General features: G+C 72.9%; 12 protein-coding genes. 6 read left to right on the top strand and 6 right to left on the bottom strand.

The window, feature by feature from the left end; translation table 11 throughout:
- Nucleotides 1-2: 2 nt before the first annotated feature.
- Both ACIO3R_RS17575 and ACIO3R_RS17570 read right to left on the bottom strand, forming a co-directional pair.
- Nucleotides 3-1508 carry a hypothetical protein gene (locus ACIO3R_RS17575; RefSeq protein WP_402106624.1) on the bottom strand — a complete coding sequence of 502 codons (1506 nt, stop codon included), beginning with the start codon at nt 1506-1508 and terminating at the stop codon, nt 3-5.
- A gap of 266 nt (nt 1509-1774) precedes the next feature.
- Entirely contained in the window at nt 1775-3157 is a 1383-nt protein-coding gene (locus ACIO3R_RS17570) for a transcriptional regulator (protein WP_385029413.1), read from the bottom strand.
- Between the two features lie 294 nt (nt 3158-3451).
- On the opposite strand from ACIO3R_RS17570, the gene ACIO3R_RS17565 reads away from it, so the two are divergent.
- The 3 genes from ACIO3R_RS17565 to ACIO3R_RS17555 are packed head-to-tail and all read left to right on the top strand — an operon-like array spanning nt 3452 to nt 6654.
- Nucleotides 3452-4138, top strand: coding sequence for a bifunctional DNA primase/polymerase (locus ACIO3R_RS17565; RefSeq protein ID WP_385029441.1), 687 nt, complete (start codon nt 3452-3454; stop codon nt 4136-4138).
- A 39-nt stretch (nt 4139-4177) separates the two neighbouring features.
- Nucleotides 4178-5008, top strand: a complete 831-nt coding sequence (locus ACIO3R_RS17560) for an ABC transporter ATP-binding protein (RefSeq protein WP_402106514.1) — start codon at nt 4178-4180, stop codon at nt 5006-5008.
- Nucleotides 5005-6654, top strand: a complete 1650-nt coding sequence (locus ACIO3R_RS17555) for a transporter (RefSeq protein WP_402106511.1) — start codon at nt 5005-5007, stop codon at nt 6652-6654. Before ACIO3R_RS17560 ends, ACIO3R_RS17555 begins: the two co-directional genes overlap by 4 nt.
- Before the next feature lie 34 nt (nt 6655-6688).
- On the opposite strand, the gene ACIO3R_RS17550 is transcribed toward ACIO3R_RS17555, so the two are convergent.
- Nucleotides 6689-7582, bottom strand: a complete 894-nt coding sequence (locus ACIO3R_RS17550) for an alpha/beta fold hydrolase (protein WP_385029404.1) — start codon at nt 7580-7582, stop codon at nt 6689-6691.
- Between the two features lie 605 nt (nt 7583-8187).
- Nucleotides 8188-8880, bottom strand: a complete 693-nt coding sequence (locus ACIO3R_RS17545) for a metal-dependent transcriptional regulator (RefSeq protein ID WP_123524341.1) — start codon at nt 8878-8880, stop codon at nt 8188-8190.
- 207 nt (nt 8881-9087) lie between these two features.
- Between ACIO3R_RS17545 and ACIO3R_RS17540 the strand changes: the two genes are divergently transcribed.
- Nucleotides 9088-9843: an SIS domain-containing protein gene (locus ACIO3R_RS17540; RefSeq protein WP_385029401.1), complete on the top strand. Its 756-nt coding sequence runs from the start codon at nt 9088-9090 to the stop codon at nt 9841-9843.
- A gap of 51 nt (nt 9844-9894) precedes the next feature.
- On the opposite strand, the gene ACIO3R_RS17535 is transcribed toward ACIO3R_RS17540, so the two are convergent.
- Nucleotides 9895-11337 carry a PAS domain-containing protein gene (locus tag ACIO3R_RS17535; RefSeq protein WP_402106508.1) on the bottom strand — a complete coding sequence of 481 codons (1443 nt, stop codon included), beginning with the start codon at nt 11335-11337 and terminating at the stop codon, nt 9895-9897.
- Between the two features lie 385 nt (nt 11338-11722).
- A complete protein-coding gene (gene pdxH / locus ACIO3R_RS17530) occupies nt 11723-12379 on the bottom strand; it encodes a pyridoxamine 5'-phosphate oxidase (protein ID WP_402106621.1) in 657 nt (218 codons plus the stop codon).
- 225 nt (nt 12380-12604) lie between these two features.
- On the opposite strand from pdxH, the gene ACIO3R_RS17525 reads away from it, so the two are divergent.
- Complete coding sequence (locus tag ACIO3R_RS17525; protein WP_385029395.1) at nt 12605-13714, top strand: citrate synthase 2; 1110 nt, start codon at nt 12605-12607, stop codon at nt 13712-13714.
- A gap of 334 nt (nt 13715-14048) precedes the next feature.
- Nucleotides 14049-14696 (top strand): hypothetical protein, encoded by a 648-nt coding sequence (locus ACIO3R_RS17520; protein ID WP_385029392.1) that lies wholly within the window; start codon nt 14049-14051, stop codon nt 14694-14696.
- Nucleotides 14697-14796: the final 100 nt, after the last annotated feature.

Genomic DNA, 14796 nt, shown 5'->3' with positions numbered 1-14796 from the left:
GCTCAGAGCGCGGTGGCCTCGCGCTCGGTCAGGCCGTACTTCTTCGCGATGGTGTTCCACAGCCCGGACGCCTCGCTCTTGGCCTTGCTCGCCTCGCCGCTCCGCACGTTGGCCTGCTCCTTCTGCGGGGTCGAACGGGCCGTGCCGTGCTTGCAGACCTTCTTGCTCTTGGCCTGCTCGGCCCAGGCCGCGTAGTGGTCGTCGGCGGACGCGGACGCCTGCCAGGCCCTGGTGAGCGAGGCGGTCAGCCGGCCGTTGTCCGGCAGCTTGTCGACCGACAGGTCCTTGAGCCGGGTGACCAGGTCGCGGCGCTGCTGGGCGGCGCCCTTCAGATCCGCCACGGCCTGGTCCAGGTCGGTGCAGGTCTTGGTCTTCTCCACCGCGCTGATCACCGCGGCCCGGCTGTTGTTGCTGTCCGCGAGGAGCTTGTCCAGCTCCTCGGCCTGCGGCTTCGCCGGATCGGCCGGGGCCTCGGCGGAGGACTCCACGGCGGGTGAACTCGCGGAGGCCACCGGCTGCTTGCTGTCCTTGTCGTCGTCCCCGCCGCTCAGCAGCGCCCCCGCGCCGAGCCCGATCACGGCACAGCCGACGACGACCGCGGCGATCAGCGGGACGTGCGCGGGCCGCTTGCGCCGCTCGTCACGCCCCTCCTGCGGCACCCCGTCCTCGGGACCGCCGTACGCGGGCGGCTGCTGGTACGCCTGCGGGGGCTGCTGGGAGCCCTGGTGCTGCGGGGGCATCTGCTGCGCGGGGTCGAAGCGGGGCATCTGCTGCGTGGCGCCGGCGGGCTCGTCGCTCCGGAAGAGGTTGTCGAACTCGGCGGGCGGCGGCCGCTCACCGGGCGTCCCGGGCCTGATGCCGTAGGGCGCGCCACCGGGCACCGGGGGTATGAACTGGGTCGCGTCGGAGTCCTGGCCGCCCGGCGCGGGCGGTGCGGCGTGACCGCCGGCCGGCGGCTGCTGGTACCCCTGCTGCTGTCCTCGGCCCAGGTACCGGGTCGACTCCGCGGGGTTCTCCGGCGGCAGCCCGCCCGGCGCCGGGCCGGAGGGCACCGGCGCGATGTACTGCGTGGCGTCCGCGTCCCCGCCCATGCTCATGCCGGGCACCGCCTCGGGGGGCAGCGGCTGGGCGTACGGGCCCTGCGACTGGGCGGGCGGCAGCGGCTGCGGCGGCTGGCCGTACGCCGGTCCCTGGTAACCCTGCTGGTGCCCTTGCGGCCCGTGCTGCTGCTCCTGGCCGTACGCCGGTGCCTGCGCCTGCTGGTCCTGCCCGTACTGCCCCTGGTCGTACGGCCCCTGCTGCTGCCCGTACCCGGGCGAGGGCTGCTGGCCCTGGCCGTACGCGGGCGCCTGCTGGTCCTGCCCGTACGGGCCCTGCCCTTGTCCCGGTGCCTGGCCCTGCGGCGCCTGCGGGCCCCAGGGCCGGCCCCACGGCTGCCCTTCCGCCGGGGCCGACTGGTCCGCGGGTCCCCCCGGTGTCCAGGGCTCGCCACCCCCCGCGGGCAGCACGACACCCTCGTGCGCGGGTCGTACAGCAGGGAGCTGCTGCTCGTCGCCCTGTCCGCTCTGTGTCACCGGGACTCCTACGTGTGTACCTATGGAATCGTCGGCTCACGCTATCGGGTGGTTGCCGCCGTTCGCCAAGCGCGTGAGGTCACTCACCTCCCCTTCGCGCCGGCTGTAACACCCAGCGGCCTCAGGACGCAGTTATGGGGCAGCCGGACACCACCCGCCGCTCGGGCGGCCGGTACGGGACCCGGCTGCACCTCCTCGGATCAGGCCGCCTGGAGCTCCAGACGGGCACCGAACTCCCGTACCGCGGGCTCGTCCCCGTACGGCAGCATTCGCTGTTGCAGATCCTCCAGATACTCCGCGCCCCGGCTGGAGCGCACCGAGCCCAGCAGCTCCATCGCCCGCGTTCCCGTGTGGCAGGCCTGCTCCACGTCGCGCAACTGCACCTGCGCAGAGGCCAGCAGCGCCAGGCCGATGCCGCGCCGGCGGGCGCGGGACTCCGGGTGGCCGTCCAGGGACTCCTTCGCCCGGCGCGCGGCCGCCTCCGCCTGGCCGAGGTCACGGTGGCAGTGCGCCAGTTCGTCCGCAAGATAGGCGTGGTCGAAGTGCGCGATCCAGTCGGGATCGTCACCGCTGTCCGGGTCGGCGCGCTCCAGGGCCGCCTGCGCCAGGCCCGCCACCGACTGACAGGTGCCGGCGTCGCCGAGGAGGGCGTGGCCGCGCGCCTCCGCGGCGTAGAACATCGCCTCCGCCCTCGGTGTGACCCGTCCGCGCGCACCCTCCTGCGCGGCCCTGGCCAGTTGGGCGATCTCGCGCGGATTGCCGAGCTGGGCCGCGAGATGGCTCATCGACGCGGCCAGCACATAGCCGCCGTAGGCGCGGTCGCCCGCCGCCTGCGCCAGCCGCAGCGCCTGGATGTAGTAGCGCTGGGCCAGCCCCGGCTGGCCCGTGTCGATCGCCATGTACCCGGCGAGCTCGGTGAGTCGGGCGACCGCGGCGAACAGCTGCCGCCCGGTCGATTCACGGTACGACCCCGAAAGCAGCCCGGAGACCACGCTGTTCAGGTAGTGCACCAGGACCGGCCGCACATGGCCGCTGCCGAAGCGGTGGTCCAGATCGACCAGCGCGGCCGTCATCGCCCGCACCGCCTCCACGTCCGGCATCCCGACCCGGGCCCCGGCCGTCCGCGCGACCTGCGGGTCCGCGCCGCTGATCAGCCAGTCCCTGCTGGGTTCGACCAGCGCGGAGGAGGCCACCGCGGAGCCGGTGAGGAAGTCGCGGCGGCCGACGTCGCTGCGCCACAGCTCGCAGACCTGCTCGATCGCCCCGATCACCGTCGGGGCGAACTGCAGCCCCACACCGGAGGCGAGGTTCTTGCCGTTGGCCATCCCGATCTCGTCGATCGTGACCGTACGGCCGAGCTTGCGGCCGAGCGCCTCGGCGATGATGCCCGGCGCCCTGCCGCGCGGCTGCTGTCCGCGCAGCCAGCGGGCCACCGACGTCTTGTCGTAGCGGAGGTCGAGCCCGCGTTCGGCCCCGACCATGTTGACGCGCCGGGCTAGGCCCGCGTTGGAGCATCCGGCTTCCTGGATAAGCGCCTGGAGCCGTTCGTTCGGCTGGCGTGCGACGAGAGGCCTGGCTGCCATGTTTGTCCCCCTGAGGCCGCAGTGATCATTGCGGGATCACTGCCCGACATATGACTGAGAAATGCACCGATTCATCGTGTTGGTCACTTTCACGGCGTCTTGCATCTTTCGTCACAGCAAGCGCCCTAGGATGAGAGACGAACTGTGCCGGAATTCCCGTATCTGGTTACCCCTCCTTCGCCGTGACGCCTACCGCGCGCCCCCGCCCATGCCTCGATGCGCCCCGCATGACGGCCGCGAAGCGCCCTCAACCGCGCATGCTCCCGCCCGTAACCCCAGGTGGTGGCGGCAGTTGTGCTGTGCGTGGAAGAGCCCATCGGAGTCAAGGAAGCCGCGCAGGTCCCCCAGCAGCGAGCCGAGCCGCCGCTCGACGCCGCCGTGCGGTACACGGAGGAGCGGCACTGGGACGTGTGCCCCGGCACCTGGCTGGAACCGGCCGACGGGACGGAGTGGTGCTCGTGCGGCGAGGCCGCCTGCACCGCTCCCGGCGCCCATCCCACCCGGGCCGACTGGGCGGGCCAGGCCACCGGCAGCGGCGCGGCGGCCCACCGGATGTGGTCCCAACACCCCGGTGCGGCGGTCCTGTTGCCGACCGGACGCGCCTTCGACGCGATCGACGTACCGGAGTCGGCCGGCTTCCTGGCGCTGGCCCGGATGGAGCGGCTGAGCCTGCCGCTCGGGCCCGTCACCCGCACCCCCGACCGCCGGATGCAGTTCTTCGTCCTGCCGGGCGCCGCCGCCAAGGCGGACGGGCTGGTGCGGCGGCTGGGCTGGAGCGCCACCGCGATCGATCTGCGCGGCCGGGGCGAGGGCCACTACGTGACGGCACCGCCGACCCGGGTCGGCGGCAGCGGCGCCGTGCAGTGGGCCCGCCGCCCCACCACCGCCAACCGCTGGCTGCCCGAGGTGGAGGAGCTCATCAGCCCGCTCGCCTACGCCTGCGGCAGGGAAGCAGCCGACGCGCGGACCCGCCTTTCGTAGGGTGGCCCCCACAGACGGGGACTTCGAAGGGCGTGCACGATGCCGGACCGGCGCGAGACCGACAGAGCAGAGCAGGCCTCCGAGGCGGACGCGCCGCGGGTGACGCCCCCCGCGGTGCGCGTGGAGGGGCTCTGGAAACGGTTCGGCGAGCAGACCGCGGTGGCCGGGATCGATCTGGAGCTGCCGGCGGGCAAGTTCATCGGTCTGGTGGGTCCCAACGGCGCGGGCAAGACCACCACCCTGTCCATGGTCACCGGGCTGCTCCGCCCGGACATGGGCCGGATCGAGGTCGGCGGACGGGACGTCTGGCGCGATCCGGTCGAGGTGAAGTCCCGGATCGGTGTCCTGCCCGAGGGCCTGCGGCTCTTCGAGCGCCTCTCCGGACGCGAACTGCTCGGCTACACCGGCCGGTTGCGCGGGCTGCCGGGGCCGGAGACGGACAGCAGGGCCACCCAGCTCCTGGACGTCCTGGATCTGGCGGGCGCCCAGCACAAGCTGGTCGTCGACTACTCGACCGGCATGAGGAAGAAGATCGGGCTGGCGGCGGCGCTGCTGCACAACCCCGAAGTGCTCTTCCTGGACGAGCCGTTCGAGGGCGTCGACCCGGTCTCCGCGCAGACCATCCGCGGGGTGCTGGAGCGCTACACCCGCTCCGGGGCGACCGTCATCTTCTCCAGCCACGTGATGGAGCTCGTCGAGTCGCTCTGCGACTGGGTGGCCGTCATGGCGGCCGGCCGCATCCGGTCCCAGGGCACGCTGGCGCAGGTGCGCGGCGACGCGCCCTCGCTCCAGGACGCCTTCCTGGAGCTGGTCGGCGCGGGCGGCCGCGACAACGGTGACACCCTGGACTGGCTGGGCGGCACCCGATGAGCGTCCTCGACGCCCCGGCGGGATCCGGGCCCCGGACGGGCGGCATGGACGGTACGGCCCTGGTCCCCGTCTTCGTACGGCTCAAGCTCGCCCTGCTGCGCAACGGGCTGCGGCAGTCGGCCGGGCGGCGGGCCGCGTACATCGCGTCCGTCGTCGTGACCCTGCTGATCGCCGCGGGCCAGCTGATCGGGCTGATCGCGCTGCGCGGCAACGCCCACGCGGAGTCACTCGTCGTGCTGCTGGCCGCGGTACTGGCGCTCGGCTGGGCCGTGATGCCGCTGTTCTTCGCCGCCGGGGACGAGACCCTCGACCCGAGCCGGCTGGTGATGCTGCCGCTGCGGCCGCGGCCGCTGATCGCCGCGCTGCTGATGGCCTCGCTGGTCGGGATCGGCCCGCTGTTCACGCTCTGTCTGGCGGCCGGTTCGGTGATCGCGCTGGCCCATGGGGCGGGCGCGGCGGTGTTCGCGGTCGTGGCCGCGCCGCTGACCCTGCTGGTCTGCGTGGCGCTGGCGCGGACCGTCGCCACGGCCAACAGCCGGCTGCTGACCTCGCGCAAGGGCCGCGATCTGGCGGTGCTCAGCGGGCTGGTGATCGCGGTGGGCATCCAGGCCGTCAACTTCGGTGCCCAGCGGCTCGGCCGGGCGGGCGGCCTCTCCGCGCTGGACCCGGCCGCGGACGTGGTGCGCTGGCTGCCGCCCGCCTCGGCGATCGGCTCCGTGGAGTCCGCGTCCCAGGGCTCGTACGGCCGGGCCGCCCTTCAGCTGCTGCTCTCCGTGGCGGCGCTGGCCCTGCTGGTGTGGCTGTGGCAACGCAGCCTGGTGAAGCTGATGACGGCGCCGGACGGCTCGACGCTCGCCGCCGCGGAGCCGAACCGCGCGAAGTCCGGTTCGCGCGGCTCCGGCCTGTGGGCGCTGTTCCCGGAGGGGCGCACCGGCACGGTGATGCAGCGCAGCCTGCGGTACGTCGCCCGGGACCCGAAGACCAAGGCCGCGTGGGTGACCGCGCTGGCGATCGGGCTGATCGTGCCGCTGCTCAACGCCGTGCAGGGCACCGGCTCCGTCTACTTCGCCTGCTTCGCCGCCGGGATGCTCGGCATCCAGATGTACAACCAGTTCGGGCAGGACACCTCCGCGTTCTGGATGGTGGCCGCGGCGATCTCCTCGACCCGGGACGCGTACCTGGAGCTGCGGGCGCGCGCACTGGCGTTGCTGTTGATCACCCTTCCCTACACGGTGCTGGTGACGGTGCTGACGTGCGCGGTGCTCGGGGACTGGGGGACGCTGCCGGGGGTCATGGGGCTGTCGTTCGCGCTGCTGGGCGCGATGCTGGCGACGGGCGCGGTGGCCTCGGCGAACTTCCCGTACTCGATCCCGCAGGACGGCGCGTTCAAGAACGTGGCGCCCGGTCAGGCCGGGCTCGCCTGGATCTCGATCTTCGGCGGCATGGTCTCGGCCGCGCTGCTGTGCGCGCCGGTGATCGGCGCGACGATCTGGCTGCATCTCGCCGGTGCGGAGGGGTGGCTGTGGCTGCTGTTGCCGGTGGGTGGCGCGTACGGGGCGCTGATCGCCTGGGCCGGGCTGCGGCTGGCGGCGCCCCGTACGGCGGACCGGCTGCCGGAGATCCTGGCGGCGGTCAGCAAGGGGTGACGGACGGGGCTCCGGGTTCCTGTGCTCCGGAGCGTTACGGAGCCACCGGTTCCCGGTCGTCGCGGTTGTCCTCGGCCAGCTGCTCCAGGAAGGGTTCGACCGCGGCGCGCCAGCCCTCCGGCTGGTCGTAGTGGACGAGGTGGCCGGCGTCGGCCACCTCCGCGTACTGCCCGCGCGGCAGCACCCGGACCATCTCCTGGGCCTCCGCCCGGCCCAGCTCGCCGTCGAGGCCCCGGAGCACCAGGGTCGGGCAGCCGACCTGGGCCAGCTCCTCCCAGTGCGCCTCCAGGACCCAGGTGGCGCGGGTCTGGAGCATCTGCCGGCGAGAGAAGACGGGCCGCCAGCCGTCGGCGCGCTCGGCCATCACCTCGGCGAAGAACTCGCCGCGCGACGGGTTGGGCCGCTCCACCCACGGGTCGTCCTCGCCGAACCACTTCCGTACGTCGGACAGTGTCGCGAACGGCACCGGCCAGGACGTGAACCAGTCCTCCCACTCCCGCTGCGAGGCCGCCCCGAGCGCGGAGGCCCGCATGTCGCAGATGACCAGCCCGCGGACGAGGTCGGGGCGCTTGGCGGCGAGCTGCCAGGCGGTGAGTGCTCCCATGGCGTGCCCGACGAGGGTCACGGGGCCGAGGTCGAGCTGTTCGATCGCGGCCTCGGCGTCGGCCACGTACACGTCGCGCGTGTAGGGGCCGTCGGCCGGCTTGTCGCTGCGGCCGTGGCCGCGCTGGTCGAGGCCGACCGCGCGGTGCCGCTCGGCGAGCCAGCGGGTCGTGGAGGCCCAGTGCGAGGCCCGGCCCATGAGGCCGTGCAGCATTAAGACGCCGGGGGCGCGTTCGCTCTCCGCGCGCTCCTTGGGCGGATCGGCGAACTCCCAGGCCGCGAGGCGTACGCCGTCGCTTCCGGTCACATCGATGCGCCGCACCATATGTTCTGGCACCCCCTTCTGGTCCCTCGATCACCACGTGGTCGCGTTCCGCCAGAGTATCGAACTCTTATTCGAAAACTGGACTCCGGCACACAACACCGCTCGTTCGAGTGACCGCTTCCAAGGATTGACGTCGGCCCCTGCGGGGAGATCTTCTCCGGGAGGCGGGCCACTCGGGGATGAGGGCCCGCAGGGACCGACCTGAAGAGCTCGGGGCTCCAGGTCGGAACAGGGGAGGACAGGCCCCGGCGCTGTGAGGCGCCGGGGCCATCCATCGTTCACGGGGCCCTGGACCGGGGCCGGGCGCGGGCGTGGACGCGTGTCTCGTCCGGTGCGCAGGCCGGACCTGCCGGCACGACGGGCGCATACCCTGCTCCCCTCCCCGACCGCGCGGCCAGGTGGCCGACACTCTCAGGTATCCCTCAGCCACAGCCTGGCACGCGATCCGTCCGAGCGCTGCAATTCCGGCCGGAAATTACGGGGAGGAGACGACGGCGGCCGGCGCCCGGCACCGCCCCGGGGGCGTGAACCGGACACCGGCCGCCGGCCGCTCGGTGCCTGCCGGCGCATGGGCGCGCGGCGGTGAATCCGTACGTGGCGCGTCTTCAGCGCTTGGCGACGAAGACGTGCGACGCCACCTCGGAGTCCAGCTCCGCCGCCTCCCCGCTGCTGCCGACCAGCACTCCGCCGGGCGACTCCGTCACGCTGACCACGGAACCGGGCTGCACGCCCGCCCGCCGCAGCGTGTACATCAGCTGGGCGTCCGTCTGGATCGGCTCACCGATCCGGCGGACCACCACGGTCTTGCCCTCGGCGCCCGGGTCGAGATCCGACAGGCTGACCATGCCCTCGTCGAGGAACGGATCGGCCTCGGCCTTCTCGCCCAGCTCCTCCAGGCCCGGGATCGGATTCCCGTACGGGGACTCCGTCGGGTGGCGCAGCAGCTCCAGCACCCGCCGCTCCACGGCTTCGCTCATCACGTGTTCCCAGCGGCATGCCTCGGCGTGGACCTGTTCCCACTCCAGGCCGATCACGTCGACGAGCAGGCACTCGGCGAGCCGGTGCTTGCGCATCACGCGGGTCGCCAGCCGGCGGCCTTCCTCCGTCAGCTCCAGATGCCGGTCGCCCGCGACCTGAACCAGGCCGTCGCGCTCCATGCGCGCCACCGTCTGGCTGACCGTCGGACCGCTCTGGTCCAGCCGTTCCGCGATCCGGGCGCGCATGGGGACCACGCCTTCCTCTTCGAGTTCGAGGATGGTGCGGAGATACATCTCCGTTGTGTCGATCAGTCCGGACATTCGTGCCCCTCGATGCAATCGTGCGCTGGCCCTGACCCAATTCTGACGCATACCACCGACAACCGTGCCTCGTCGGTCCGATGCGGTGCATCGGAGTGGGCCCGAGCGCCCCTCGCGGTATTGACATGTCACTGGTCCAGACCGCAACGTGATCGGCGGTACGGACGCCCCAGGTCACCCCCATCCCGCCGGAAAGGCCCTCCTCAGATGAGCGAAAGCAAGCTGGCCGGTCAGTTCTTCGACGCAGCGATCGGCCTGCTGGAGCGGGTGCGCGACGAGGAGTCCGGCAACATCGCGGCAGCCGGCAGCGCGATCGCCGACACCGTCGAGGCCGGTGGCAGGCTCTTCGCCTTCGGCGCCGGGCACTCCTCGCTCGCCGCCCAGGACGTCGTCTACCGCGCGGGCGGGCTCGCCCTGATGAACCTCCTGGCCGTCCCCGGCGCGCTCGGGGTCGACGTCATGCCGGCGACCCTGGGCTCGGCGCTGGAGCGGGTCGACGGCCTCGCGGGCGCGGTCCTCGACTCCAGCCCCGCGCGGGCGGGCGACATCCTCGTGATCATCTCGCTGTCCGGGCGCAACGCGCTGCCGGTGGAGATGGCGATGAACGCGCGTGCGCTGGGCGTGAAGGTCATCGGCGTCACCTCGGTCGCGTACGCGGACGGCACCCGGTCCCGGCACAGCTCGGGCGGCTTCCTGCGGGACCACTGCGACATCGTCCTCGACAGCAAGATCGCGATCGGTGACGCGGAGCTGAACGTCGACGGCATCGAGGCACCGTTCGCGCCCGCGTCGACCGTGGTCACCAGTGCGGTGATGCAGGCGATGATGGCGGCGGCGGCGGAACGGCTGCTGGAGCGGGGCGTGGAGCCGCCGCTGCTGCGGTCGGGGAACGTCGACGGGGGCCACGAGTGGAACGGCCGCGTGATGACGCAGTACGCGGACCGGATCTTCTACCGGCACTGAGGGCCCGACCGGGTCCCGGGGGGGGGCGCCTCCGGCGCGAGGGTTCCGTCCTCAGCCGCCGGACGGGCCGATACCTCCGGGCCCCTCCCCCAGCGACCGGCACAGGTCCACCGAGGCCGCGACGCGGTCCGCCACGCTCTCCGCGTACACCGCGTCCGGGCGCTCGAAGGCGGCGCGGTTCGCCGAGCGCAGGAACGTCACCACGCCGAGCGTCCTCCCCCGGCTCCGCAGCACCGCGCACAGGGCGTGCACCGAGTCGCCCGGCCACTGGCGCTCGGCCGCCCACTCCCCGGCGGCCCGCTCCGCCCCCGCCGTGGCCCGTACCGAGCCCGTGCGGTCCACCGCCTGGAGGGCCGGGTGGCCCGTCGCGTAGCGCAGCGGGATGCCGCCGCCGGCCACCGGCAGGCACGGGCCCGGCGCGTCGGACGGCGTCGCCGCCGCGCGGACCAGCCGCTCCCCCGCCACCAGGTCGACCAGCGCGTGGTCCGCGAAGCCCGCGAGTGCGTAGTCGAGCGAGGTGGTCGCCGCCTCCATGGGGTCCTCGCACTCGGCCGCCGACCGCGAGGCCCGGTGCAGCTGATTGGACCGGAAGCGCACCCGGTCCGCGTCCTGGGCGGCCAGCTTCGTGTCCGTGATGTCCTGGAACAGCCAGCCGACACCCAGCGGCACCGGCTCCTCCGCGAGCGGTGAGGCCAGCCGCAGGAAGCCGCAGCGCCAGCAGCGGCGCCGGTTGCCCTCGGCCGTCCGCAGCGTCACCCACAGCTCGGCGGGGGCGGGCGGGGCGCCGGCGGCCAGCACGTGCTGGAGCGCCCCCTCCAGGTCCTCGACGCCCTGCACGATCAGCTCGCCCAGCGGCCGCCCCAGCAGCGTCGTGCGGCCGCCTCCGAGCGCGCGGGCGGCATGGGCGTTGACGACGGTCGGCCGCAGGTCCACATCGACGAGGACGACACCCCATGACGCGTCCTCGAACAGCGCCTCGCTCAGCGCGATGGCCCGCTCCAGGTCGATCTGCGCATGGACCTCGCTGAACGCGCAGTACACCCCGGCGGGCTTCCCGCACGCGCCCCGCACCCCGGCCGACTGGGTCCGCACCAGCACCCGCCCGCCGTCCTTGCGCAGCAGCGCGAACTCGTGCACCTGCCGCCCCGGCCCGTCCATGACGGCCATCAGCCGCGCCTGCACCTCGTCCGCGTCCGCCCGCCGCACGGCCCATCCGGCGAACCCGGGCCGTCCGACGGCCTCCTGCGCGGACCAGCCGAGAATGCGCTCGGCCTCGCGGTTCCAGTGGGTGACGGTGCCGTCCGCGTCGAAGGCACAGAGCGCGGCGTCCATCCCGTCGAGCAGGGCCGCCAGCAGCTCCGAGCCCGGGACCGCCCCCGGACCGGCCTCCGGCACTCCGTCCGGCACTCCGTCCGGCGTCCCGTCGGGCCGGCCCTCCGGGCCTTCCTCGGGCCCGAGGGCGTCGGTGGTTCCGCTGCTCCTGGAAGCACTCATCCCGTACCCCTCGCAGGACGTGTCCGGCATTGCTGCACGTCAGACCATTGAACTCGAACGTGACCCAGCACACAGCGACTTCACCGAAATCGATGGCACGGATAATTCGGTTGTGCGGCCCCGGGGGAGGTTTCTAGGCTGCGGGTACACATGAAGGGAGGTGCTCCGGAAGTGATTTCTTTTCGGACTCGTGAGGTGACTGCGGGCTGACGCCCGTCGTCGCGCTCTTTGCAGTGCAGGCCGGTCGCCGGCCAATCCCAAGCAGTCACCGACCCGCAGGCTCGCCGGTAAGTCCGGCCGGCTCCTCCGCAAGGAGGGACCAGAGCCTGCGGGTTTCTGCGTGTCCGGAGGCGGAAGCGAAGACGCGTCCGGAGGCGGAAACGCCTTACGGGCACAGCCGCTCGACGCGCCAGGCCCCGGAGCCGTCGCCGCTCTCGGCCCCGGCCCCGGCCTCCCGTACGTAGCGCAGCCGGTCGTGCAGCCGGTTCTCGTGGCCCTGCCAGAACTCGATCGTGCGCGGAACGACCCGGAAGCCGCCCCAGTGCGGGGGCGCCGGGATCTGCTCGCCCTCCGGGTAGCGGGCCGCCAGCTCCTCGTAACGCCGCACCAGCTCGTCGCGGGAGCCGATCACCGTGGACTGCGCGCTCGCCCAGGCGCCGAGCTGGGAGCCGTGGGGGCGGGTGCGGAAGTAGGCGGCCGTCTCCTCGCGGCCCACCCGGGCCGCGGTGCCGGTGACGATGACCTGGCGGGCCAGCGGGTGCCAGGGGAAGAGCAGCGACACCCGAGGATTCGCGGCCAGCTCGCGGCCCTTGCGGGACTCGTAGTTGGTGAAGAAGACGAAGCCGCGCTCGTCGTACATCTTCAGCAGCACCGTGCGGGAGGACGGCACGCCCTCGGGCGTCGCCGTGGACACGACCATGGCATTGGGCTCGTGGAGCATCCCGCCCGCGGCGACCTGCCGGAACCAGCGGGCGAACTGCTGCATGGGGTCGGCGGCCAGGCTGTCCTCGGTGAAGCTCTCGGAACGGTACTGCTCGCGCATCGCGGCCGGATCGGTGGTGGAATCGAAGGAGGAATCTGCGGTGGACACACGCTCATCCTGCCGCAGGGGCCGAGTCTGCCCGGCGAGGAGGGTCACCAACCGTTCCGGGAGAGAACGGGGAGCTGTGCCGGATGTCACGCTTCCCGGTCACGTCGGAACCCGCCAGTATCGAGGGGCAGGCCCTTCGGGGCCCGCCCCGAGCCGCCGATCCGAGGGAGCCGCCTGATGTCCGACTTCGTACCCGGACTCGAAGGAGTCGTCGCGTTCGAAACGGAGATCGCCGAACCCGACAAGGAAGGCGGTTCGCTCCGCTACCGCGGGGTCGACATCGAGGATCTCGTCGGCCATGTGTCGTTCGGCAACGTCTGGGGGCTGCTGGTCGACGGGGCGTTCAACCCCGGCCTGCCGCCGGCCGAGCCGTTCCCGATCCCGGTCCACTCCGGTGACATCCGGGTCGACGTGCAGTCCGCGCTGGCGATGCTCGCCCCCGTGTGGGGGCTGAAACCCCTGCTGGACATCGACGAGGAGACCGCGCGCAACAACCTCGCGCGGGCAGCCGTCATGGCGCTCTCGTACGTCGCCCAGTCGGCGCGCGGGCAGGGGGTGCCGATGGTCCCGCAGAGCGAGATCGACAAGGCGGGGTCCGTCGTGGAACGGTTCATGATCCGCTGGCGCGGCGAACCGGACCCCCGCCATGTGAAGGCCGTGGACGCGTACTGGACGTCGGCCGCGGAGCACGGCATGAACGCCTCGACGTTCACCGCCCGCGTCATCGCCTCGACCGGCGCCGACGTGGCCGCCGCGCTCTCCGGCGCGGTGGGCGCCATGTCGGGCCCGCTGCACGGCGGCGCACCGTCCCGGGTGCTCGGCATGATCGAGGAGATCGAGCGGACCGGGGACGCCGCCGCGTATGTGCGCAAGGCCCTCGACAAGGGCGAGCGCCTGATGGGGTTCGGACACCGCGTCTACCGCGCCGAGGACCCCCGCGCCCGGGTGCTGCGCCGCACGGCCGAGGAGCTGGGCGCACCGCGCTTCGAGGTGGCGCGGGCCCTGGAGAAGGCCGCGCTGGAGGAGCTGCACGCGCGCCGCCCGGACCGGGTGCTGGCGACGAACGTGGAGTTCTGGGCGGCGATCATGCTGGACTTCGCGGAGGTCCCGGCGCACATGTTCACGTCGATGTTCACGTGTGCCCGTACGGCGGGCTGGTCGGCGCACATCCTGGAGCAGAAGCGGACGGGCCGCCTGGTGCGGCCCTCGGCCACGTACATCGGGCCGGGGACGCGCAGCCCGCGGGAGATCCCGGGCTTCGACCAGCTGGCGGACCTGGGCAACTGAGGACGTCGAGGCCCCCTTTGCGCCGGGCCTCTCTGCGCCGGGCCCCTTTGCGCCGGGCCTCTCTGCGCCGGGCCTCGGCCGGAACCGGTTCAGCGACCAGTCGGGCGCCCGCCGCTCCGCCGGCAGCGCGGGCGTCCGGCGACGTGTCCGCCGCGGGCGTCCGGGCGTCGCCGTGCCGCACCCGTCGCACGCCTGTGTCATGCCTGTGTCATTGCCGCCGCACTCTGGGATGCGTCGCGGCGCGCTTCGGTGACGGTTTGCCGTCGTCGCGCCGTCCAGTCGTTGAACGTACGGGCTGTCCTCTCGGGCAGCCCTCACTGCCAGTGAGGTCACATTGACGCACAAGGGACGCATCCTCTTCGCGGTCGCTCTCAGCACCATGGCGCTCGGGCTCACGGCCTGCAATGACGACGAGGACTCGTCGTCGTCGGCGCAGGACTCGCCCTCGGCGTCCGCCCCGACATCGTCCGGCCCGGGCAGCGAGAGCCCCTCCGCGAGCACCGGCGACGACGGTGCGGCGCCGGCCGGGGGCGACACCACCGCGCCGGGCACGAAGCTCAAGATCGGCGACAAGGCGGTTCTGCCGTTCACGTACGGGACCGAGAAGAAGGGCACCATCGCCGTGACCGTCACGGCGATCGAGAAGGGCGCAGAGGCCGACATGGCCGGATTCGGCGCGAAGGCGAAGGGCATGACGCCCTACTACATCCGGATGAAGGTCGAGAACGTCGGCGGCACCGACCTGGCGTACGCGTCGCTGAAGCTGCGCGGCGAGCTGGAGGACCGCGGCCCCACGGGCATCGTCCTGATCGGCGACCTCCCGGGCAAGTGCGACAACGAGACGGCACCCCGCGACTTCACCACCAAGGGCGCCTCGTACGAGACCTGCTCGCTCAGCGCCACGAAGACCACGCCCATCACGGCCGCCTCGTTCGACGAGGGTGACGCGTACAGCGACAGCCCGGTCCTCTGGACCAACTGACCATCGCTTCCGCGCCCGTGCGCCGGGCATCTCGTCTTCGACGACATGCCCGGCCGGTGGCCGGCCGCCTTCGGGCGCCGGTGTGCGGGTCGTAGGGCGT

Source organism: Streptomyces sp. NPDC087428, assembly GCF_044744085.1.
Lineage (GTDB): Bacteria > Actinomycetota > Actinomycetes > Streptomycetales > Streptomycetaceae > Streptomyces.
Note: the sequence above shows the minus strand (reverse complement) of the source record. Positions and strands in the feature narration are given on the sequence as shown.

Excerpts from the sequence above, each read along its gene's own strand:
- ACIO3R_RS17570 (WP_385029413.1), bottom strand. The coding sequence starts at position 3,157 with ATGGCAGCCAGGCCTCTCGTCGCACGCCAGCCGAACGAACGGCTCCAG.
- ACIO3R_RS17560 (WP_402106514.1), top strand. The coding sequence starts at position 4,178 with ATGCCGGACCGGCGCGAGACCGACAGAGCAGAGCAGGCCTCCGAGGCG.
- ACIO3R_RS17555 (WP_402106511.1), top strand. The coding sequence starts at position 5,005 with ATGAGCGTCCTCGACGCCCCGGCGGGATCCGGGCCCCGGACGGGCGGC.
- ACIO3R_RS17550 (WP_385029404.1), bottom strand. The coding sequence starts at position 7,582 with ATGGTGCGGCGCATCGATGTGACCGGAAGCGACGGCGTACGCCTCGCG.
- ACIO3R_RS17545 (WP_123524341.1), bottom strand. The coding sequence starts at position 8,880 with ATGTCCGGACTGATCGACACAACGGAGATGTATCTCCGCACCATCCTC.
- ACIO3R_RS17540 (WP_385029401.1), top strand. The coding sequence starts at position 9,088 with ATGAGCGAAAGCAAGCTGGCCGGTCAGTTCTTCGACGCAGCGATCGGC.
- ACIO3R_RS17535 (WP_402106508.1), bottom strand. The coding sequence starts at position 11,337 with ATGAGTGCTTCCAGGAGCAGCGGAACCACCGACGCCCTCGGGCCCGAG.
- pdxH (WP_402106621.1), bottom strand. The coding sequence starts at position 12,379 with ATGCGCGAGCAGTACCGTTCCGAGAGCTTCACCGAGGACAGCCTGGCC.
- ACIO3R_RS17525 (WP_385029395.1), top strand. The coding sequence starts at position 12,605 with ATGTCCGACTTCGTACCCGGACTCGAAGGAGTCGTCGCGTTCGAAACG.